This window comes from Enterobacter cloacae complex sp. 309I3 (assembly GCF_050031595.1).
GTDB classification, from domain to species: domain Bacteria; phylum Pseudomonadota; class Gammaproteobacteria; order Enterobacterales; family Enterobacteriaceae; genus Enterobacter; species Enterobacter cloacae.
Map to the genome: position 1 here is coordinate 2,591,945 of NZ_JBLGWI010000001.1, position 21,054 is coordinate 2,612,998.

The 21,054-nt window shown below is 51.3% G+C and carries 17 protein-coding genes and 2 pseudogenes; 9 read left to right on the forward strand and 10 right to left on the reverse strand.

All coding sequences use genetic code 11. From position 1 onward, the window contains the following. Nucleotides 1-159: 159 nt before the first annotated feature. Nucleotides 160-3,684, forward strand: a complete 3,525-nt coding sequence (gene nifJ, locus ACQG22_RS12240) for a pyruvate:ferredoxin (flavodoxin) oxidoreductase (RefSeq protein ID WP_369706457.1) — start codon at nucleotides 160-162, stop codon at nucleotides 3,682-3,684. A gap of 388 nt (nucleotides 3,685-4,072) precedes the next feature. After that, complete coding sequence (ompC, locus tag ACQG22_RS12245; RefSeq protein ID WP_013096462.1) at nucleotides 4,073-5,182, forward strand: porin OmpC; 1,110 nt, start codon at nucleotides 4,073-4,075, stop codon at nucleotides 5,180-5,182. Nucleotides 5,183-5,517: 335 nt separating this feature from the next. Here ompC and ACQG22_RS12250 read toward each other — a convergent pair whose 3' ends face one another. The 6 genes and pseudogenes from ACQG22_RS12250 to msbA all read right to left on the reverse strand — a co-directional run bounded on the left by ACQG22_RS12250 (nucleotide 5,518) and on the right by msbA (nucleotide 9,105). Next, nucleotides 5,518-5,595 carry a hypothetical protein gene (locus tag ACQG22_RS12250; protein WP_223232805.1) on the reverse strand — a complete coding sequence of 26 codons (78 nt, stop codon included), beginning with the start codon at nucleotides 5,593-5,595 and terminating at the stop codon, nucleotides 5,518-5,520. A 65-nt stretch (nucleotides 5,596-5,660) separates the two neighbouring features. Further along, on the reverse strand, nucleotides 5,661-6,086 hold the full coding sequence (locus ACQG22_RS12255; RefSeq protein WP_045294236.1) for a GFA family protein: 426 nt from the start codon (nucleotides 6,084-6,086) through the stop codon (nucleotides 5,661-5,663). A 3-nt stretch (nucleotides 6,087-6,089) separates the two neighbouring features. Then, nucleotides 6,090-6,287 carry a hypothetical protein gene (locus ACQG22_RS12260; protein WP_013096459.1) on the reverse strand — a complete coding sequence of 66 codons (198 nt, stop codon included), beginning with the start codon at nucleotides 6,285-6,287 and terminating at the stop codon, nucleotides 6,090-6,092. 39 nt (nucleotides 6,288-6,326) lie between these two features. Next, nucleotides 6,327-6,775: pseudogene (locus tag ACQG22_RS12265) on the reverse strand (hypothetical protein). Nucleotides 6,776-6,876: 101 nt separating this feature from the next. Further along, nucleotides 6,877-7,260, reverse strand: coding sequence for a DUF1294 domain-containing protein (locus ACQG22_RS12270; protein ID WP_248076089.1), 384 nt, complete (start codon nucleotides 7,258-7,260; stop codon nucleotides 6,877-6,879). 87 nt (nucleotides 7,261-7,347) lie between these two features. Then, nucleotides 7,348-9,105 carry a lipid A ABC transporter ATP-binding protein/permease MsbA gene (gene msbA / locus ACQG22_RS12275; RefSeq protein WP_369706456.1) on the reverse strand — a complete coding sequence of 586 codons (1,758 nt, stop codon included), beginning with the start codon at nucleotides 9,103-9,105 and terminating at the stop codon, nucleotides 7,348-7,350. Between the two features lie 1,330 nt (nucleotides 9,106-10,435). On the opposite strand from msbA, the gene ACQG22_RS12280 reads away from it, so the two are divergent. The 3 genes and pseudogenes from ACQG22_RS12280 to ttcA all read left to right on the forward strand — a co-directional run bounded on the left by ACQG22_RS12280 (nucleotide 10,436) and on the right by ttcA (nucleotide 11,966). Next, the gene (locus ACQG22_RS12280; RefSeq protein WP_129327302.1) at nucleotides 10,436-10,654 is read left to right on the forward strand and encodes a YgdI/YgdR family lipoprotein; all 219 of its coding nucleotides are present in this window, start codon (nucleotides 10,436-10,438) and stop codon (nucleotides 10,652-10,654) included. Nucleotides 10,655-10,747: 93 nt separating this feature from the next. Beyond that, a pseudogene (locus tag ACQG22_RS12285) lies at nucleotides 10,748-10,932 on the forward strand (site-specific integrase); the annotation flags it as partial. A gap of 98 nt (nucleotides 10,933-11,030) precedes the next feature. Then, nucleotides 11,031-11,966, forward strand: coding sequence for a tRNA 2-thiocytidine(32) synthetase TtcA (gene ttcA, locus ACQG22_RS12290; RefSeq protein ID WP_013096454.1), 936 nt, complete (start codon nucleotides 11,031-11,033; stop codon nucleotides 11,964-11,966). A gap of 46 nt (nucleotides 11,967-12,012) precedes the next feature. Here ttcA and dbpA read toward each other — a convergent pair whose 3' ends face one another. The 4 genes from dbpA to ACQG22_RS12310 all read right to left on the reverse strand — a co-directional run bounded on the left by dbpA (nucleotide 12,013) and on the right by ACQG22_RS12310 (nucleotide 16,129). After that, nucleotides 12,013-13,386, reverse strand: a complete 1,374-nt coding sequence (dbpA, locus tag ACQG22_RS12295) for an ATP-dependent RNA helicase DbpA (protein WP_038985129.1) — start codon at nucleotides 13,384-13,386, stop codon at nucleotides 12,013-12,015. A gap of 27 nt (nucleotides 13,387-13,413) precedes the next feature. Then, nucleotides 13,414-13,578 carry a hypothetical protein gene (locus tag ACQG22_RS12300; RefSeq protein ID WP_283841960.1) on the reverse strand — a complete coding sequence of 55 codons (165 nt, stop codon included), beginning with the start codon at nucleotides 13,576-13,578 and terminating at the stop codon, nucleotides 13,414-13,416. A gap of 292 nt (nucleotides 13,579-13,870) precedes the next feature. Beyond that, a complete protein-coding gene (zntB, locus tag ACQG22_RS12305; protein WP_047023108.1) occupies nucleotides 13,871-14,854 on the reverse strand; it encodes a zinc transporter ZntB in 984 nt (327 codons plus the stop codon). Nucleotides 14,855-14,974: 120 nt separating this feature from the next. Further along, nucleotides 14,975-16,129: a methyl-accepting chemotaxis protein gene (locus tag ACQG22_RS12310; RefSeq protein ID WP_100168167.1), complete on the reverse strand. Its 1,155-nt coding sequence runs from the start codon at nucleotides 16,127-16,129 to the stop codon at nucleotides 14,975-14,977. Nucleotides 16,130-16,585: 456 nt separating this feature from the next. On the opposite strand from ACQG22_RS12310, the gene ACQG22_RS12315 reads away from it, so the two are divergent. The 4 genes from ACQG22_RS12315 to ACQG22_RS12330 all read left to right on the forward strand — a co-directional run bounded on the left by ACQG22_RS12315 (nucleotide 16,586) and on the right by ACQG22_RS12330 (nucleotide 21,033). Further along, nucleotides 16,586-18,724, forward strand: coding sequence for a putative bifunctional diguanylate cyclase/phosphodiesterase (locus ACQG22_RS12315; RefSeq protein ID WP_161657216.1), 2,139 nt, complete (start codon nucleotides 16,586-16,588; stop codon nucleotides 18,722-18,724). A gap of 83 nt (nucleotides 18,725-18,807) precedes the next feature. Then, a complete protein-coding gene (locus ACQG22_RS12320) occupies nucleotides 18,808-20,040 on the forward strand; it encodes a sensor domain-containing diguanylate cyclase (RefSeq protein WP_369706455.1) in 1,233 nt (410 codons plus the stop codon). Further along, on the forward strand, nucleotides 20,037-20,255 hold the full coding sequence (locus tag ACQG22_RS12325; RefSeq protein WP_020689199.1) for an Ecr family regulatory small membrane protein: 219 nt from the start codon (nucleotides 20,037-20,039) through the stop codon (nucleotides 20,253-20,255). The genes ACQG22_RS12320 and ACQG22_RS12325 overlap by 4 nt, the downstream gene beginning before the upstream one ends. A gap of 217 nt (nucleotides 20,256-20,472) precedes the next feature. Further along, nucleotides 20,473-21,033, forward strand: a complete 561-nt coding sequence (locus tag ACQG22_RS12330) for a DJ-1/PfpI family protein (RefSeq protein ID WP_369706525.1) — start codon at nucleotides 20,473-20,475, stop codon at nucleotides 21,031-21,033. The last annotated feature ends 21 nt before the right edge of the window (nucleotides 21,034-21,054 follow it).

Here is a 21,054-nt window from a genome sequence, read left to right on the forward strand (position 1 = left end):
TTCACCTAAAGTTTGATCTACTCATTGATGGTGAGAATACCGAGGACACAAATGCGAAAATCGCAAAATCCGGCCTTTGCTAAAATAAGGGAATAATATTCAGGGTCTGACCAGATTTACGGACCCCTCTTTTTTTGCGCAATGTAAGGGTGTCGTCCTATGCAAACTATTGACGGTAATGGTGCAGTCGCGTCAGTCGCGTTTCGCACCAGCGAAGTTATCGCCATCTACCCGATTACGCCAAGCTCTACAATGGCCGAACAGGCAGATGCCTGGGCAGGAAACGGGTTAAAAAATGTCTGGGGCGATGTCCCGAGAGTCGTCGAAATGCAGTCCGAAGCGGGTGCGATTGCCGCGGTGCATGGTGCGCTGCAGACGGGAGCGCTCTCCACGTCGTTTACCTCCTCGCAGGGATTGCTGCTGATGATCCCGACGCTGTACAAACTGGCCGGTCAACTTACCCCGTTTGTCCTGCACGTCGCGGCACGAACCGTTGCTACCCACGCGCTCTCCATTTTTGGCGATCACTCCGACGTGATGGCCGTGCGTCAGACCGGCTGCGCCATGCTGTGCGCCAGCAGCGTCCAGGAGGCCCAGGATTTCGCGTTAATTTCCCATATCGCGACGCTGAAAAGCCGCGTGCCGTTTATTCACTTCTTTGATGGTTTCCGCACCTCCCACGAAATCAACAAAATCGTGCCGCTGGCAGATGACACCCTTCTCTCGCTTCTGCCGCAGGCGGACATTGATGCCCATCGCGCCCGCGCACTCAACCCGGAACATCCGGTGATCCGCGGGACATCGGCCAACCCGGATACTTACTTCCAGTCCCGCGAGGCAACGAACCCGTGGTACAACGCGGTGTACGATCATGTGGAACAGGCGATGAACGATTTCGCTGCCGCCACCGGACGGGAATATAAACCGTTTGAATATTATGGCCATCCACAGGCGGAACGCGTGATTGTGCTGATGGGTTCAGCCATTGGCACCTGTGAAGAAGTCGTGGATGAACTGCTGACGCGCGGCGAGAAAGTTGGGGTGCTGAAAGTTCGCCTTTTCCGCCCGTTCTCAGCGAAACATCTGCTCTCTGCGCTGCCGGAGAGCGCACGTAGCGTGGCCGTGCTCGATCGTACCAAAGAGCCAGGCGCACACGCAGAACCGCTGTATCTGGACGTCATGACCGCGCTGGCGGAAGCCTTCAGTAACGGTGAGCGCGAAACGCTGCCGCGTGTCATTGGCGGGCGTTATGGTTTGTCGTCCAAAGAGTTCGGTCCGGATTGCGTGCTGGCGGTGTTTAATGAGCTAAGTGAAACGAAGCCGAAACCTCGCTTTACAGTCGGTATTTATGACGATGTCACTCATCTCTCACTGGCCTTGCCGGAAAACACCCTGCCCTCCGGCGCGAAACTTGAGGCGCTGTTCTACGGTCTGGGCAGCGACGGCAGCGTTTCGGCAACCAAGAACAACATCAAGATCATCGGTAATTCCACACCGTGGTATGCACAGGGTTATTTCGTCTATGACTCCAAGAAAGCCGGCGGGCTGACCGTGTCCCATCTGCGCGTCAGCGAACACCCTATCCGCTCCGCGTATCTCATTTCGCAGGCTGATTTTGTCGGCTGTCACCAGCTGCAGTTTATCGATAAATACCAGATGGCCGAACGTCTCAAACCTGGCGGTATTTTCCTGCTCAACACGCCGTACAGTGCGGATGAGGTCTGGGCGCGCCTGCCGCAGGAAGTGCAGGCGGTGCTTAATCAGAAAAAAGCGCGTCTTTTTGTCATTAACGCGGCGAAGATTGCCCGCGAATGTGGTCTTGCCGCGCGCATTAACACCGTCATGCAGATGGCGTTCTTCCACCTGACAAACATTCTGCCGGGCGACAGCGCCTTAATGGAACTGCAGGGCGCGATCGCCAAAAGTTACAGCAGTAAAGGCCAGGAATTGGTTGAACGCAACTGGCAGGCACTGGCGCTGGCGCGCGAGTCGCTGTCTGAAGTACCGCTCCAGCCGGTGAATGCCAGCAGCCCGAACCGTCCTCCGGTGGTTTCTGATGCGGCTCCAGATTTTGTTAAAACCGTAACGGCGGCCATGCTGGCGGGGCTGGGCGATGCCCTTCCCGTCTCCGCCCTGCCGCCGGATGGCACCTGGCCGATGGGCACCACCCGCTGGGAAAAACGCAACATCGCCGAAGAGATCCCAATCTGGAAGGAAGAGCTGTGTACCCAGTGCAATCACTGTGTGGCAGCGTGCCCGCACTCTGCCATCCGGGCCAAAGTCGTTTCTCCGGACGCGATGGAATCGGCCCCATCCAGCCTGCATTCGCTGGATGTGAAATCCCGGGATATGCGCGGACAGAAATACGTTCTGCAGGTTGCACCAGAAGATTGCACCGGCTGTAACCTCTGCGTCGAGGTCTGCCCGGCCAAAGACCGACAGAACCCGGATATCAAAGCCATCAATATGATGTCGCGGCTGGAACACGTGGAAGAAGAGAAAGTGAATTATGACTTCTTCCTGAACCTGCCGGAAATCGATCGGAGCAAGCTGGAACGTATTGATATCCGTACCTCACAGCTGCTCACGCCGCTGTTTGAATACTCTGGTGCCTGCTCCGGCTGCGGGGAAACACCGTACATCAAACTGCTGACGCAACTGTACGGTGACCGGATGCTGATCGCCAACGCAACCGGCTGTTCGTCTATTTATGGCGGTAACCTGCCGTCTACCCCATACACCACCGACGCCAACGGCCGCGGCCCGGCATGGGCGAATTCGCTGTTTGAGGATAACGCCGAATTTGGTCTTGGCTTCCGCTTAACGGTGGATCAGCACCGCGCACGCGTGATGCGCCTGCTGGATCAGTTTGCCGATAACATCCCTGCCGACCTGCACGCTGCGCTGCACGCTGAAGCCACGCCTGAGGTTCGTCGTGAACAGGTTACGGCGCTTCGTAATGCCCTTCAGGGCGTTCACGGTGCAGAACAACTGGTGACCGACGCTGACGCCCTGGTTGAAAAATCGATCTGGCTGATTGGCGGCGATGGCTGGGCATATGATATTGGCTTTGGTGGGCTGGATCATGTGTTGAGCCTGACCGAGAACGTGAACATCCTGGTGCTGGATACCCAGTGTTATTCCAATACCGGCGGACAGGCGTCAAAAGCCACGCCGTTAGGAGCGGTAACAAAATTTGGCGAACACGGGAAACGCAAGGCGCGTAAAGATCTCGGCGTCAGCATGATGATGTATGGCCACGTGTACGTTGCGCAAATCTCACTCGGCGCGCAGCTTAACCAGACGGTGAAAGCGATTCAGGAGGCGGAAGCGTATCCGGGCCCATCGCTTATCATCGCCTACAGCCCTTGCGAAGAGCATGGTTACGATCTGGCGCTCAGCCACGACCAGATGCGTCAGTTGACCGCCACGGGCTTCTGGCCGCTGTACCGCTTTGATCCTCGCCGGGCAGAGGAAGGCAAGCTGCCGCTGGCGCTCGATTCACGCCCTCCGTCAGATGCCCTGGCTGAGACACTGCTGCAGGAGCAACGCTTCCGTCGCCTCAATGCGCAACAGCCAGAGGTGGCTGAGCAGTTGTGGAAAGATGCCGCCGCCGATCTGCAAAAACGGTACGACTTCCTGGCGCAAATGGCCGGGAAAGCGGAAAAATCCACCAGCGAATAATCCCCATGCCCGGCTTGTCCGGGCATTTTTATGCCATAAAAAAAGCCCGGTGTATTCACACCGGGCCAGACCAAATAATCCCTGAGCATCACGTTAAATGAATAAATGATATTCATGGGAATTATGGATAATAATCTTAAAGGCATATAACGGGGCAGACATTACCTGATTTACTGCATGATTAATAATTTTAATTTATTATGTTTTTCACTAAAACATTCATCAAACAAATTAACATTACCGCAGAAGAATTCCCTTTAGATTTTACTCACTTCGTAACAATTATAATTTATTACTCTTTCAGCGGAGTGATTTAGCATGTGACAACTCTCCGCAAAGGAAAGTTCAACAGGTAATTAAATAAAAACAACCGCAAAGGAATACCATAATGCAAAGAAAAGTACTGGCCCTGATGATTCCGGCTCTGTTAATGGCTGGCGCTGCGCATGCAGCAGAGATTTATAATAAGGATGGCAATAAATTAGATCTGTACGGAAAAGTAGATGGTTTGCACTACTTCTCTGATGACACGTCTAAAGACGGCGATCAGACCTATATGCGTTTGGGTTTCAAGGGCGAAACCCAGATCAACGACATGATGACCGGCTACGCACAGTGGGAATACAACATTCAGGCAAATAACACCGAAGGGTCCGATAACCAGTCCTGGACACGTCTGGCCTTCGCCGGTGTGAAAGTGGGTGACTACGGTTCCTTTGACTACGGCCGTAACTATGGTGTCCTGTATGACGTGGAAGGCTGGACCGATATGCTGCCAGAGTTCGGCGGCGACTCTTACACCTATGCCGATAACTTTATGACCGGTCGTGCCAATGGCGTAGCAACCTACCGCAACACCGATTTCTATGGCCTGGTGCCGGGTCTGAACTTTGCTCTGCAGTATCAGGGTAATAACGAAGATGCCAGCAATAACCAGGAAGGGACCAATAATGGTCGTGACACGCGTCATGAGAATGGTGACGGCTTCGGTATTTCTACCACCTATGATTTCGGTATGGGAATTTCAGCGGGGGCGGCCTATACCTCTTCTGACCGTACCAACGATCAGGTGAGAAATACCACCGCAGGCGGGGATAAAGCGGATGCCTGGACCGCGGGTCTGAAATATGACGCCAACAATATCTATCTGGCGGCCATGTATTCTGAAACCCGCAATATGACCCCTTACGGCGACAATGAAAGCGCCGTGGCGAATAAAACCCAGAACTTTGAAGTTACCGCACAATACCAGTTCGATTTTGGTCTGCGTCCGGCAATTTCCTACCTGCAGTCGAAAGGTAAAGACCTGGGCAACGGTCAGGGCGATCAGGACCTGGTTAAATATGCCGACGTAGGCGCAACCTATTACTTCAACAAAAACATGTCCACCTATGTGGATTATAAAATCAACCTGCTGGATGAAGATGACAGCTTCTACAAAAACAACGGTATCGGTACCGATGATGTCGTTGCATTAGGCCTGGTTTACCAGTTCTGATGATCAGAGCCCGCAGCATCATGCGGGCTCACCTTTTTTGAGGTTAGTCGCACAACAGCACGCTATCGCGAGATTGTTGAGGATAAGTTGAAAGACTGCGGGTTAGACTGCGCAGATATCCCCCTCATCATTAAGGATAACTGTGTTGTTTGGTCGTGTATCCCTTGCCCTACTGGCTCTTTTAGCGTGTTTGTGGATGGCGTTAATTTTCGATTTCCGCGATATTGTTGGGCACCTCGGCACGCTCTTAAATCATCTCGACAGGCATTAACAGTGAGCCTTTGAAAACAAAAAGCCACCAGCAGTGCCGGTGGCCGTGATACCCTTCGTGAATGCTATTTTTTCACGGGCTGAGGCTTTTTATCCCCTGATTCAGGTGCCTCACGTGGGTCGTCTTTTTCAACACTAAGCATAATGTCTCCTCTTTAAGATACCCACTTCCCACTATAGTCAGCGTTAGCACAATGTGGCCAGGCGGCTAGGACGCTTGTGTTGGCGCGCGTTTGCGAAAAGAGAGATAGCCAAAGACCCCACTTTCGCCATCCGCAGGATGGTTAACCCCATCCATCACCGTCACTTCCGGGAAATCGAACGGAGAGACGTTTTCAAAACAGGCGACATTTACACCGTATTCATTGGGATTAGAACGCCGCTGATGGAAGGTATAAATCCCGCAGACCGAGCAGAAGAAATGCCGGGCTGTACCGGTGTTAAAGCGGTACTCCGTAAGTTTATCCTCGCCTTTGGTGACGGTTATACCGGTTAACGGTGCAGAGACCACAACCGCCCCTCTCATCCGACAAAAAGAACAGCTACAGCGACGGGCGGTATTTAACCCATCGGTTAACGCAACGGTGAATGCCACTGCACCACAATGGCATCGGGCATGACGGATTTCTGCCATCGTTTAGACCCCTTTTCTTACCAGCTCAGCGGCCTTGACGAACACCTCATCCTCTACGCCGTCACCCTTTTGCCTGCCGAGTCTTAGCAGTTCATCAACAATGCTGTTACGATCGATCGGTTTCTGTGCCGAAACAAGCCCGATAACAGCAGCACCAATCGCCAGCCCAACTAACCCGGTTTGTTCATCTTTGTTCTTCATGTTCATGCTCCTGATACCACAAACAAGCGTAGCAGGGTTTTAAAAACGCGGTGTCAGACCGTATTTCAACGATTTGATATTTGCGGCCCAAATCTTGATATCGTTTTGCAGGAGAAGGGTGAAATCTGAATTCAGATGCGCCACCAGGGCATTGACGCTGTTTGCATCGACCACTGAAAAATGTTCAATTCTGTTCGACCCAACCTGAACACAGTAATAGCTGGCGGGCAGCACTTTACCATTCACATTAAGCGGCAGCGTTTTTTTCCGCATTGCCCTTCGGTGATGTATGAAACCACCAGATTAGCGGATTTTTTCCCGGGCTGAGATACGCTCACCATTACCGGAAAACCTTCCGACGTCTGCGTCATGTCATAAAGAACGGCATTTTTTATATACCAGGTATTATATTCCCGCTCCTGAAACGTCGACCAGCCAGGCGCTGAATAAAACATCAGCGCTGCCAGCGTAATACATTTTATTTTCATGAGATGCTGTCATCCGTGTTGTTGCACGTATTATTCAGAACGGACAAAAAACAGCAACCCACCAGGATTTGGCCTACTACTATTGGCAGTAATGATGCTCATTAGCGATCAACAAAACCAAAATGATACAGCGCCACCGTGGCTAAGATGCTCACGACCACAGACATCAAAAACCAGGTTTTGAACGGCTGCTTTTGCGTTTTATGGCGAAAGATCTGTTGACCCATAATGGCGCCGGGCCACCCGCCCACAACGCCGAAGACCAGTAAGGTTACTTCAGGTATCCTGCGCATTCCTTTCCGTGCTGCCATTTTATCGGCGCCGTAAATAACCATAGTCAGGACGTTAATGAGCAGGAACCATATGGCTACGGGCCAGGCGGAAAAGAGACTGCCGATAGCAATACAGAGTAGCAGGAAAAAACAAAATTTATTCAATGTGTTAGGTCCATTCACAGGATATGTAAGCGTATTCAGAGAAGGCATTATACGGTATCTTGCGCATGAATCAGGTTTGGGTGACATGACGGGATACCCCGCTTTTGCAAGCGGGGTAAAAAGCGTGAATGTGACTTAACTGTTTGACGCACCGAATTGCATTTTGTGAAGCTGTGCGTACACCCCATTGTGAGTCAGCAATTCCGCATGGCTTCCGCGTTCAACGATAACGCCATCTTCAACAACAATGATTTCGTCAGCTTTTTCGATAGTCGACAGACGATGCGCAATCACCAGTGATGTACGGTTCTTTTGCAGTTCCTCGAGCGCAGACTGTATAGCGCGTTCCGATTCCGTATCCAGGGCTGACGTTGCTTCATCAAGGATGAGTATTGGACTGTCCCGCAACAGTGCGCGTGCAATAGCGATACGTTGCCGTTGCCCACCAGAAAGCAGTACCCCGTTTTCACCGATGATGGTATCAAGACCGTTATCCATCTTGTTGATAAAGTCCATCGCATTTGCCATACGCGCGGCATTCTCGATCTGGTCACGGGTGTACTGCTCCGTACGACCGTAGGCGATGTTGTTGGCAACCGTGTCGTTGAACAGGTGGACATTTTGCGACACGAGCGCCACCTGGTTACGAAGCGACTGAAGGGTATATTCTCGCAGGTCGTGGCCGTCCAGCAGAATTTCACCTTCATCAATATCATAAAATCGCGTCATCAGGCTGGCGATGGTTGATTTACCCGAGCCGGAACGTCCGACAAGGGCTACGGTCTTACCGGCAGGTATGTTCAGGGTGATATTGCGTAGCGCTGGGGCCTCACGTCCCGGATAGGTAAACGTCACATTGCGAAACACCACGTCCGCTTTTGCGCGTTCAAGTACACGCTTACCTTCATCTTTTTCCTGTTCGGAATCAAGAATAGTGAACAGCGTCTGGCAAGCGGCCATCCCGCGCTGGAACTGTGCGTTCACATTGGTCAGGGATTTAAGAGGCCGCATCAATGCAATCATCGATGTGAAAACGACGCTAATCGTTCCCGCCGTCAGGGTCGCCATAACACTCGGGAAGCTGGCAGCATAAAGAACAAACGCGAGTGCCAGGGAAGCAATAAGCTGAATAACAGGATCGGAGATTGACGATGCGGACATCATTTTCATTCCCTGCAAACGCATCTTATTGCTGACCTTATCAAAGCGTTTTGTTTCAACGTCCTGACCGCCGAAAATCAATACTTCTTTATGGCCTTTAAGCATCTGCTCAGCACTCGCCGTGACCTGCCCCATCGTATTCTGCATGCTTTTACTGATAGTGCGAAAGCGTTTGGACACCATACGGATAGTCACGGATATAACAGGTGCCAGTACAATCAGGATGATTGAGAGCTGCCAGCTATAGTAGAACATCATTGCGAACAAGCCGATGATTGACGCGCCCTCACGGATGACCGTTATCAGCGTACCTGATGACGAAGATGCGACCTGTTCGGAATCATAGGTAATACGCGACAGCAACGTCCCGGTTGACTGTTTGTCAAAAAACGACACAGGCATGCCCATCAAATGGCGGAACAATTTCCGGCGCACATCCATCACCACTTTGCCCGAGACCCAGGAAACGCAATAGCTGGAGATGAAGCTGGTAATACCGCGTAGCGTCATCAATCCGATAACCACAACCGGCATCCATAACATGACAGAGCGGTCCATTTTGCCCACGCCATCATCCATTAACGGCTTTAGCAAAGACAGCATAAAAGGATCGCAGGCGGCATTTATCATTAATGCTAATGCCGCAACCAATAGCCCTTTCTTAAAAGGCGATATTATAGGCCAAAGACGGCGAAACGTAAGCCAGGTGGAAAGGTCTTTGTCAGTTTGCATACGGGAGCCTTAATAATGAGAGCCGTTGAGCATAACGTACAGTTTTAAAGGAACCACTGCACAACGGTATTAAGGGTATGTTGTGTTACTTCAACGAATATCTAACCACTCGCGAATAATATTTTTTTGCTCTGTCATGTTCATTATGCTTATTTTATTTTTAACTTTATTTCACCCTATTATCCAACCATCTATTAACATATCCCACCCCAGAAAGAAATGAATAAAACAGAAGCAGATAAATCTTAATGTTTACTGATTGCAGTTTCTTTCACCGCATATAAATTTTCGCTTTGTGCATGTTGAACATTTGTTATAGTTACGACTAAAAGTAGCCACACTGTATATACGTGCTCCAGTTAAAAGACTGACAATCAGCAGCATTTTCAACCTGACGCACGTGAAACACTTCTCCTGCCGTATCTTTTATGCATGCTTCCTTCATTGACGTAAAAAGATGAAGATACAAGACACAACCCGCCAGGAAGCACCCAACTAAAAGACATACTTTTAAAACAGCCATCACCGTTTCCCTCCTGCTTTGTACGGGGAAAACAGCTTAATAGCTTGAAGATGAATAGACTCTCAACACAGTGCAGTTTAAGTGGCTATTCGTGCAGGTCACGCTAAAACTACGTATCAGCATGCAGGACCCCATCGTGAGGTCCCGGGTTGTTTTCTACTACTTATGAAATCGCTGCGCTATGCAGCCTGAAGATGATAAGCAGAAATCAATAACGCCTGGTCGTGGTGACCGGTGCTCTGTCTGTCCAGTCGGGACGTTCACCAGCCATGATCGCCCGTTGCTGAGACGGTGTTACAGATTGCGTTATATCAGGCATTGGCTTATAAACCGGTTTTTCCGCAGGAGTGATAACCACATCAGAACTACACCCTGAGCACAATAAAATCATAAAACCAAAAGAACTTAACTTAAACACTTTCAACCCTTCCAGTGGGATATCATCTTAAGGGAATCGTTCGCCAGTGATTGCTAATCCGGGCCGCCAGCACATCAGTAAAGTCGCATGCGAGCTGCACATTCCCATACGCTGAAACGCCAGATGATAAGCAGCGATACAAGTTAAATCAATACTGATGCGAATGAAGAGCAACGGAAATAGTCATAAAGGATTACATCTATAAAAAAGAGGGGTTTCAAATAGAAGCACAAGATTAAACGCCACATATACGGGTACGCTGTGGCCGTTTATTGCTCTTTTTTGCTTAAAATGGAAATTCCCTTTCGTTGACGAAGCGTTGCAATTCACTGTTGTTAAATAATGCTGTATTAAAACGATTGTAACTATAAAGTTAATTAGAGGTTAATATGAAGGGTGGTATTTTTGCATTTTTGGCATTAGGTGTCGCGTTAGCAATGACAGGGTGCTCAAGTGATTATGTTATATCGACCAAAGATGGACATATGATGACCACACATGGAAAACCAGAGCGAGATAAAGACACCGGTTTAATTTCATACAAAGATGCAGATGGCAGCATTCATCAGATCCATCAATCGGATGTGAAAGAGATTGTAGAAAAGTAACCACCTGATCTGTCCTTCCGTTTTACTGGCTCCGCCATTTTATTGAGCGGAGCTTGCCTGCCCTTACCCACCGTATGTTATCTGTTTTGACGACCACGTCTCGCTGATGGCGAACAGAAAGCCGATTACGCTTTACCGCAAGTCGGCACAAGATCCTTCATCGCTGTAAAACGTGCTGGTATTCGCCGCCGGAATCCGTACCATACGCGACATACTTTTGCCCGCTGGCATTGACTGCCGGCGTTAACCCATCTTTCATAGCCAGACAGTTGCGGCATAGAATGCGTGGAAAATGAATGGCAACAGGTGCTGATGCTTAACGATTAGTCGGCACGCTGATAACTTTTGCCCCTGCTGGCTCCGAAGGTAGCAATAAATGCAAGACAATCAATCAAATACAAAGAAAGAACAATACAACCTGAATAAGCTGCAGAAGCGGCTGCGCCGTAATGTGGGCGAAGCCATTGCAGACTTCAATATGATTGAAGAAGGCGACCGCATCATGGTTTGCCTGTCAGGGGGTAAAGACAGCTACACCATGTTGGAGATCCTGCGTAATCTTCAGCAGAGCGCGCCGGTGAAATTCTCCCTGGTGGCCGTAAACCTTGACCAGAAACAACCGGGTTTCCCTGAGCATATCCTGCCGGAATATCTCGATAAGCTGGGCGTTGAGTACAAAATCGTCGAAGAAAACACCTACGGTATCGTAAAAGAGAAGATCCCGGAGGGCAAAACCACCTGCTCTCTCTGCTCTCGTCTGCGTCGTGGCATTCTGTACCGGACCGCGACGGAGCTGGGCGCAACCAAAATTGCGCTGGGTCATCACCGCGACGATATCCTGCAAACGCTGTTCCTGAACATGTTCTACGGCGGAAAGATGAAAGGCATGCCGCCTAAGCTGATGAGCGATGACGGCAAACACATTGTCATCCGCCCTCTCGCCTATTGCCGCGAGAAGGACATTGAACGCTTCTCCCAGGCGAAAGCTTTCCCGATTATTCCATGCAACCTGTGTGGCTCTCAGCCGAACCTGCAGCGCCAGGTCATTGGTGACATGCTGCGTGACTGGGATAAACGTTATCCAGGGCGCATCGAAACCATGTTCAGCGCAATGCAGAACGTGGTGCCTTCTCACCTTGCGGATGTTGAGCTGTTTGACTTCAAAGGCATCAACCATGATTCAGAGGTGGTGAATGGCGGCGATCTGGCGTTTGACCGGGAAGAGATCCCCATGCAGCCTGCGGGCTGGCAGCCGGAAGAGGATGATAATCAGTTTGACGAGCTGCGCCTGAACGTACTTGAAGTGAAATAATCCTGTCGCGTCTCAGAGTCCGTCTGAGACGCGTTTTTTCTGCCGCTTATTTCAGCAATCTGACCCGGCAGGTTTTGCCTTTAATTTTCCCGTTTTGCAGCTGCTTCCATGCCTTATGCGCAACCGCCTGGCGGATTGCCACATATACGTGTGCCGGATGAACAGTAATCTTGCCGATATCGGCGCCATCCAGTCCCATGTCCCCTGTCAGCGCGCCTAATACGTCGCCTGGACGCATCTTGGCTTTTTTGCCGCCATCAATGCACAGCGTCGCCATTTCGGCTTCGAGTGGCACAACGCGAACGTTCCCCGGGGTGTTCACCCAGTTAAGCTTTATCTGCAGCATTTCAGACAAGATATTGGCGCGCTGCGCCTCTTCCGGCGCGCAGAAGCTAATGGCCAGCCCGCTGTTTCCGGCACGTGCGGTACGCCCAATGCGGTGAACGTGTACTTCTGGATCCCAGGCCAGCTCATAGTTAACAACCAGCTCCAGCGATTTAATGTCCAGCCCGCGTGCGGCGACATCGGTTGCAACCAGCACACGGGCGCTGCCGTTCGCGAAGCGAACCAGTGTCTGGTCACGATCGCGCTGTTCCAGATCGCCATGCAATGACAGCGCGCTTTGCCCGGCGGCATTCAGGGCATCACACACCGCCTGGCAATCTTTTTTGGTATTACAAAACACCACGCAGGAGGCGGGCTGGTGCTGGCTCAGCACTTTCTGCAGAAGCGGGATTTTGCCCTGCTGCGAGGTTTCAAAGAACTGCTGCTCGATGGCAGGCAGCGCATCCACGCTGTCGATTTCAATCGTCAGCGGATTTTTTTGTACACGACCGCTGATTGCAGCGATAGCGTCAGGCCAGGTCGCAGAGAATAACAATGTCTGACGATCTTCCGGCGCGAAGCGGATCACTTCGTCGATCGCGTCGCTGAAGCCCATGTCCAGCATACGGTCCGCTTCATCCATCACCAGCGTTTGCAGGGCATCCAGTGAAACGGTGCCTTTTTGCAGATGATCCAGCAGACGGCCAGGTGTCGCGACAATAATATGAGGCGCATGCTGGAGAGAATCACGCTGCGCCCCGAACGGCTGTCCGCCGCAGAGGGTTAAGATCTTGGTGTTGGGCAGGAAACGCGCCAGACGACGCAACTCACCCGCGACCTGGTCAGCCAGCTCGCGGGTCGGGCACAGAACCAGAGACTGGGTCTGGAACAGAGTGGCATCAATATGCTGTAACAGTCCAAGACCGAACGCTGCCGTTTTCCCACTGCCGGTTTTTGCCTGTACGCGAACATCGCGCCCCTCAAGAATGGCGGGTAATGCGGCCGCCTGAACAGGCGTCATCGTGAGGTATCCCAACTCGTTGAGGTTATCGAGTTGGGCGGCAGGCAGAACATTCAGGGTAGAAAAAGCGGTCACAATAGTCTCTCGTGGTCATCTTTGCGGTCAGATGGCGCGTATCCTCGCAGATCTCGGGGTTCGATGCGACAATTTAATCGGTTCTTCATCGGGCGGCGGGTCGGGCATAGGTTGCGGACGCGGAATGGGATCGGGCATGGGCGTTGGGTCGGTCGGGACCGGATCGGACTGCCGTGAATGCAGTCGTTGCAGCGCGAGTAGATGGTTCATCTTTCCCTCCAGTTTTTTGGATTGACCCTTTTAGGGTAGACCCTGAGAAACGGGAGGCAAAAAAAAGCCGACTATTAAAGTCGGCGTCGTACGAATCAATTGTGCTATGCAGTAATTCAAAAAAGGAAGTAAGACAATATGGAGCGCAACGCCCATCGCTTGACGTTGCATTCACCTGCGGGAGTAATAATGCACCTTACACGGTTTCTGTTTATTGACTTTGCTCAATTAAAAGAGCGTTTTGATCCGCGCAAAAGGTGGAAAAAGCGTAAATTTACAACCATTTACTACGATGCAACCACCATGCAACACCGCCAATCAAAGCAGCTAACATGACGCAAAACGCGGTAAAGCCGTAGCGATAAGCACCGCCGGGAATGCCGCCCAGGTTTACGCCAAACAGACCGGTCAGAAAGGTACTGGGTAAAAAGACCATTGCCATCAGCGACATCGTGTAGGTTCTTCTGGCCAGCGACTCCTGCATCACCTGTGCTATCTCATCGGCCATTACTGCGGTTCTGGCAATACAGGAATCAATTTCATCCAGCCCGCGCCCCAGTCTGTCAGCAATGTCCTGCATTCTACGGCGCTGGTCATCATTCATCCAGCTGAGACGCTCGCTGGCCAGACGGGCATATACATCACGTTGTGGCGTCATGTAGCGACGCATCACAATCAGTTGCTTGCGCAGTAACGCCAGGAAACCGCGTGGCGGTATCTGCTGATCGAGCAGGTTATCTTCCAGATCGATAATTTTATCGTGCAACTCTTCGATAAACTCGCTCGCGTGATCGGTAAGCGCATCGCAGACATCCACCAGCCAGCTGCCGCAGTCGGTCGGCCCGGTGCCCTCTTTCAGATCGTTTACCACGTCATCCAGCGCCAGCACTTTACGCTGCCGAGTGGAAACAATTAGCCCATCATCCATATAGACGCGCATCGCCACCAGCTGATCCGGACGTTCATCCGTGCTGCCATTAATACAGCGAAGCGTGATCAACGTACCGTCCCCCATCCGGCTCACGCGTGGCCTCAGGCTTTCCCCTGCCAGCGCATCACGCACGTTGTTTGGCAGTAAAGGGGTGGATGCCAGCCAGTCAGCGCTGTCCGGATGGGTATAGTTCAGGTGTAACCAGCAGGGATGCGCGTGATCGATCACGTCGTTGTCTTCCAGCGGCCGGGCACCGCCTTTACCGTCAAACACCCACGCAAACACTGCGTCAGGAACGTTCAGTTCAGACCCTTTTATGCTCTCCACAACGCCTCCACCTTTTAGCTTTTCGTTGTCAGTCTAGCTTTCGGCAGAGGTTACGCAACCACTATGTTCAGCATGGCGCTGAAATCGCTCGGGAATTGTACGGATAACGGCGGCGTCCCTTCAGGCGGAATGTCCTTGTCGCTGTGGGAACGCCAGCGGAACAATCGGCGTAGATAACGAACTATCAGCCGCGTATCCCCCGTCGAGCCGGAAATTGCGTGTCCGTGACTGCAGTTCGATAACCTGATTGCGCAGCACGTCAGAGGAGCCGTTAAGTTCCTCCGCCATCGCCACATTGCTTTGCGTAACCCTTTCCAGTTCTGATAAAGCCAGCGTAATCTGTGAAATTCCCTTCTCCTGCTCGGATGTGGAACTGGAAATTTCATCCATCAGACGGCTGACATTGCCGGATCCGGCCACAATCTCACGCATGTTTTTTTCCGCTTCTGACACTACCGTCACGCCCTGTGTAACGTTATTGCTGGTGACTTCAATCAGCGTTTTGATGTTCTTCGCCGCTTCCGCGCTGCGGTGTGCCAGATTTCGCACCTCCTCAGCGACCACAGAGAAGCCTTTTCCGTGGTCTCCCGCCCTTGCCGCCTCAACGGCCGCGTTAAGCGCAAGGATATTGGTCTGGAAGGCAATGCCGTCGATCATCGAGATGATTTCCGTCATTTGCTGTGCGCATTCGGTGATCGATTGCATATTGTGAGCAACCTGCCCCATCAGCTCGCCCCCCTTACGCGCCTGAAGCGTTGCCTGATTGGCCTGTTCACTGGCGAGTCGGGTGTTATCAGCATTGTTTTTGGTGCTCGCAGCCATCTGCTCCATGCTGGCTGCGGTTTGCACCAGAGAAGCCGATTGCTGCTCCGTTTTCACTGATAGCTGCGCGCTGCGTGCGGAGAGTTGATCCGATAAGGTCATGGCGGTTTGTGACGACGCCCTGATTTCCCGGACCAGCGTTGCAATATTGCCCGAAAGGCTGTTAATCCCGGGAATTAAACGCCCTGCGCAGTTGTTGCCAAACTCGGGGATTGTCACGCCAAGATTCCCTGCCGTGACTTCTTCAATACTTTTTTTCACAGTATTGATCGGTGTCACAAGATATTGGGTCATGTAAATCCAGAGTAAAAAAAGAGCAATCACATTTATTACATTGAGCGTTATTAAGAGTGACGATGCGCCGGTAAATAGAAAGACGACAGCTGCGTTTAGCAAAAAAAGAGACAAAAGGAAATAGACAATGAAGGTTCTGACACTAATATTTTTTAGCATGATTATTCCCACAACTTAATATTTTGGTCGGCATTAAGGTTTATAGCATCCGTACTGGCGTTTGTCCTCACGAATAGCGGTGCTTTGTCGTTTCGCAGTTAGCAACCTGCAATTTAACTTAAGTGAGATAAAAAAAGCGTATTGTGGGAAATATTGTGCCATGGATACTGTGATACTGGTCTGACACGAACTTAAGCGATACCATCACCTGCGGCTAAATGGGTTAATCACCACCCTATTTTAGAGACTTTGTTGCAATTAACTGCCCTTGTTTAGCTGTGCTTAACAAGTTAGAACTGAGAATATATTTTATATTGCTTACAGTTTTGCGTTTTAATAGTGCGGGCCGTTTTACGTACCCTATAACTAATATTGTTTGAACTCGCCTGCACGCAGCCAGATAAAGATCTGTCCCGGTTGGCGAAATCAGTAACCCCTTTGGCGTGGGATTGCATAATGCTCAATGTATCGTGGGACCCAGTGTTAATAGCCATCTCTTATCTTGTGGCCTTTATCGCCTCGTTTGTGGCCCTGGAGAATGCCGGGAAAATCCCGCTTTCCAGCGGGAAGGCCGCTCTGTTCTGGCGTTTTGCCGGAGGGCTTACGCTGGGCGTCGGGATCTGGTCGATGCATTTCATTGGTATGTTAGCGATGAAAATGCCCATGATCATGAGCTACAACCTCTGGTTAACCCTCGCCTCAATGGGCGTCGCGGTGGTGGCGTCTATGCTGGCAATGAATATTGCCGTGACGGGCGCTCGCCTTTCGCCCTTCAGACTGCTTCTCTCTACCTTAATTCTGAGCGCAGGCGTGGTGTCAATGCACTATATCGGTATGGCCGCACTGATGCTGGACAGCCCCATCATCTGGGATCACCCCATCATCGGTTTATCCGTATTGATTGCCGTAATGGCCTCCGGTGCCGCGCTCTGGTTGGCCTTTCACCTGCGGCATCAGCGAAAAGGGATCTTTATCAATCGCATTCTCGCCGCTTTAGTTCTGGGCGCTGCCATCTGCGCCATGCACTACACCGGCATGCGGGCCGCTCAGTTCAGTGATATGGCTCATACCCTACCCGGCGGTATCAGCGAACTGGGATTATCGATAGGGGTGTCGGTCACCACGCTGTGCCTGCTCGGCATGATGTTGATTATCTCACTCATTGATTCCCACTGGCGTACCAACCGGCTCACGGACAACCTTCAGGCGCTCAATCGTCAGCTTGAACTACAGGCACGGTTTGATGCCCTTACCGGCCTTGCTAATCGCCACCAGATGGACCTGCGCATGCAGGATTGCCTGCGCAGCGCGTTGCTTAGCAATAAACAGTTTGCCGTGATCTTCCTCGACGTTGATCACTTTAAACAGGTTAATGACACCTGGGGACATAACGTCGGGGATGAGTTGTTAATCACCATTGCGCAGCGCATCACGGCGAGGCTTACCCGTGAGATGACCCTGGCAAGATTGGGGGGCGATGCTTTTATTCTGCTGGTTCCAGAATGTGATGACGACAAACTCCAGTCCCTCCTCTCAACGCTGCTCGACGATGTGCGCCGCCCGCTTTCCGTATGCGGGCATACGCTGAGTACAACGCTCAGCGCAGGCGTCAGTCGTTATCCGCAGGATGGCGAAACGCTGCATGAGTTAAAGCTAAAAGCAGATGCGGCAATGCAGTACGTTAAAAAGCAAGGCCAAAACGACTGGGCGGTCTACCGGACAGAGATGTCGACGGCGATCCCGGCTAACCCCGGTTTTTTGCAGGAACTCACGCAGGCGCTTGAGCGCGATCAGTTTGAGCTGTGGTATCAACCCACCTGGCACGCTGAAGAGAGAACTATCCACGGCTTTGAGGCGCTTCTTCGCTGGCGACATCCCGAACAAGGCGTGCTGCTGCCGAATCTGTTTTTACCTTCGCTTGAACAGACGGGTTTAATTATTCCCGTGGGTAACTGGGCGATTGAGGCCGCATGCCGTCAGCTGCATTTCTGGACTGAACAAGGTTTTGCCCACTGGACGTTGTCTTTTAACTTATCCCCTGTTCAGTTTGAACAGCCGGATATCTTTCAGACCGTATCGTCTCTGTTGCAGAAATATAATCTTTCTCCTTCCCGGCTCATCCTTGAGGTTACGGAGAGCACCGCCCTTAAAAATCTCGACCGCAGTATCGAATTACTGAGTGCATTCAACCAGGCCGGGATCACCGTCTCTATTGATGATTTTGGCACCGGTTATTCTAATCTGCTTATGCTCAGCGTGCTTCCGGCAAAAGAGCTCAAAATCGACAAAAGCTTTGTGACGTCAATGCTGGAAAATGAGAAAAGCCGCAAGCTGGTGGAGACCATTATTAATATTGCCCGGACCATGGAGATGTATGTTGTTGCCGAAGGGATCGAAACAGAAGAGCAACGAGCGGTGTTAACAGAGCTCGGGTGTGATTATTTGCAGGGTTTTCTGTTCGCCAGACCTTTGCCTGCCGAACAGATCCCGTGGCTACTGCTGCAGATTAATTCACAGAAACAGATTATACCAATTGGTAAAATTCATTCGGAATCCGCTTTTGTTTCACAAAAAAATCATGCTACACAGGGTTAACTGGAGTATGGTTCAGAGGAGTCCACGCGAGTCGATTCCGTCGTGATCGTCAGGCATATTGTGCCGATGTACAGGAATTCCTTATGTCGCAAAATTATTTTGATGCGCTGAATGTCATTAAAACCCCCGTGTGGCTGATCTCTCCCGTTTCCGGCCATATTATTTTTGCGAATACGACCGCGGTTCAGGTGATGGGGGATAAAACGGTGGATGATCTGCGAAAAGGCGCTTTCTCAGCCAATGCGCAAGACGTCCTGTCGATGTATATCCCTGAGCTGAAAACGGACCAGGAGATTGTCGAGATCTGGACAGTCTGGCGCGACGGGCATGAAACCGCGTTGAGCTGTCGTCTTTCGCTGACCCACCATGCGCCGTACGGCGACATTATCGTTTTTGAAGGGACTACACATCCGGCACCGACCGGGCTTAAAGCGAGCCGCTCCGCTACTTACCAGCGAAAAAAGCAAGGATTCTATGCTCGCTTTTTTCTGACAAACAGCGCCCCGATGTTGCTGATCGACCCAGCTCGCGACGGCCAAATTGTTGATGCCAATCTCGCCGCGCTTAACTTTTATGGCTACTCGCACGAGGAGATGTGCAGCAAGCATACCTGGGAGATCAACACTCTGGGGCGCGATGTGATCCCAGTGATGAGCGAAATCGCCGCTCTGCCGGGTGGGCATAAGCCACTCAACTTTGTGCACCGCCTTGCCGATGGATCAACCCGCCATGTTCAGACCTATGCCGGACCAATTGAGATCTACGGGGATAAACTGATGTTGTGCATTATCCATGACATCACCGAGCAAAAAAGGCTGGAGCTTGAGCTGGAACATGCCGCGTTACAGGATGCCATGACGGGCCTGCTCAACCGGCGACAGTTCTATATTATCGCTGAGCAAATGAATCTCACGCACCTTCCTCTACAGCAGCAATTCAGTTTACTGCTGGTGGATACCGATCACTTTAAGAATATCAATGACGTTTTTGGTCATCTGAAGGGGGATGAAGTGCTCATCGCACTTTCACGTACCCTGGAGGCCTGTAGCCGGAAAGAGGATTTCGTGTTCCGCTGGGGAGGCGAGGAGTTTGTCATTCTGCTGCCACGCACCTCTCTCGATACTGCAATGCAAATCGCCGAAACGATCCGGGCAGCGGTTGCCCGCATCTCGATCCCCGGCCTGCCGCGATTTACGGTCAGCATTGGCGTGGCGCGGCACAACCAGGATGAGAGTATCGACGACCTCTTTAAACGGGTAGATGACGCGCTTTATCGCGCCAAGAATGATGGCCGTAATAAAGTCCTGGCGGCATGAAACTGGTGTATCGGATAAAGCCCCGCTACAATGCCCATCTTGATGAAAAAGACTATGGGTGGGTATCGTCTGCAATGGGAAGAACAGAAATAATCCTCACCATAATTATTTTAATGCTTATTATTTTCGGATTCTGGTTTATCTTCAGCGGCGAGATCTGGTTAGTGGCGGAATATATTGAAAACAGCATTTACCCCACTTTCGACGCGCTGTAACGCACGTTTAATCCGTTGTTTCACCTACCGAAATTATCAGGTATCGGCCAACTCAATAGGCGCGTAAGATATGCGCCGTTATCCTCCATTATGTTGGTAACGAATTGCTAAATCACTTGCTTATTTTGCCCGTGCTCTGACGGGCTTTTTTATTTCCGACATTTGCGCTACACCAGGCTATATCTAAAACGTCGTTATCCATAAAAGTGAGAAAATGATGAGCAAGAAAATCCTGATGCTGGTGGGCGATTACGCCGAAGATTACGAAACCATGGTCCCATTTCAGGCCTTACAGATGATTGGCCATCAGGTTGACGCCGTCTGCCCGGATAAAGCGAAGGGTGACTATGTCATGACCGCTATCCATGATTTCGACGGTGCTCAGACCTATAGCGAAAAACCGGGTCACCGTTTTATCCTCAATGCCGATTTTTCCGCCGTTAACGAGCAGGACTATGACGCCCTGCTGATCCCTGGCGGCAGAGCGCCTGAATACCTGCGGTTAAATGATGACGTACTGAAGCTGGTGCAGGCATTTGATGCCGCGCACAAACCGATTGCGGCCGTGTGCCATGGCCCACAGTTGCTGGCCGCCGCCGGGATCTTAAAAGGACGAACCTGTAGCGCCTACCCGGCCTGTGCGCCTGAAGTGCGACTCAGCGGCGGCGAGTATGCCGATATCGGTATCGATCAGGCTCACGTTGATGGTAACCTGGTCACCGCGCCGGCCTGGCCTGCGCATCCGCAGTGGCTGGCGAAATTTGCGAAGTTGTTGTAATAGGCCTGCAAGGCAACCTGC

Coding starts and splice junctions, on each gene's coding strand:
- ACQG22_RS12255 (WP_045294236.1), bottom strand. CDS start 6,086: ATGGCAGAAATCCGTCATGCCCGATGCCATTGTGGTGCAGTGGCATTC.
- ACQG22_RS12250 (WP_223232805.1), bottom strand. CDS start 5,595: ATGCTTAGTGTTGAAAAAGACGACCCACGTGAGGCACCTGAATCAGGG.
- ACQG22_RS12280 (WP_129327302.1), top strand. CDS start 10,436: ATGAAGGGTGGTATTTTTGCATTTTTGGCATTAGGTGTCGCGTTAGCA.
- ACQG22_RS12315 (WP_161657216.1), top strand. CDS start 16,586: ATGCTCAATGTATCGTGGGACCCAGTGTTAATAGCCATCTCTTATCTT.
- ACQG22_RS12330 (WP_369706525.1), top strand. CDS start 20,473: ATGAGCAAGAAAATCCTGATGCTGGTGGGCGATTACGCCGAAGATTAC.
- nifJ (WP_369706457.1), top strand. CDS start 160: ATGCAAACTATTGACGGTAATGGTGCAGTCGCGTCAGTCGCGTTTCGC.
- msbA (WP_369706456.1), bottom strand. CDS start 9,105: ATGCAAACTGACAAAGACCTTTCCACCTGGCTTACGTTTCGCCGTCTT.
- ACQG22_RS12270 (WP_248076089.1), bottom strand. CDS start 7,260: ATGCCTTCTCTGAATACGCTTACATATCCTGTGAATGGACCTAACACA.
- ACQG22_RS12260 (WP_013096459.1), bottom strand. CDS start 6,287: ATGAAGAACAAAGATGAACAAACCGGGTTAGTTGGGCTGGCGATTGGT.
- ttcA (WP_013096454.1), top strand. CDS start 11,031: ATGCAAGACAATCAATCAAATACAAAGAAAGAACAATACAACCTGAAT.
- ACQG22_RS12325 (WP_020689199.1), top strand. CDS start 20,037: ATGAAACTGGTGTATCGGATAAAGCCCCGCTACAATGCCCATCTTGAT.
- ACQG22_RS12320 (WP_369706455.1), top strand. CDS start 18,808: ATGTCGCAAAATTATTTTGATGCGCTGAATGTCATTAAAACCCCCGTG.
- ompC (WP_013096462.1), top strand. CDS start 4,073: ATGCAAAGAAAAGTACTGGCCCTGATGATTCCGGCTCTGTTAATGGCT.
- ACQG22_RS12310 (WP_100168167.1), bottom strand. CDS start 16,129: ATGCTAAAAAATATTAGTGTCAGAACCTTCATTGTCTATTTCCTTTTG.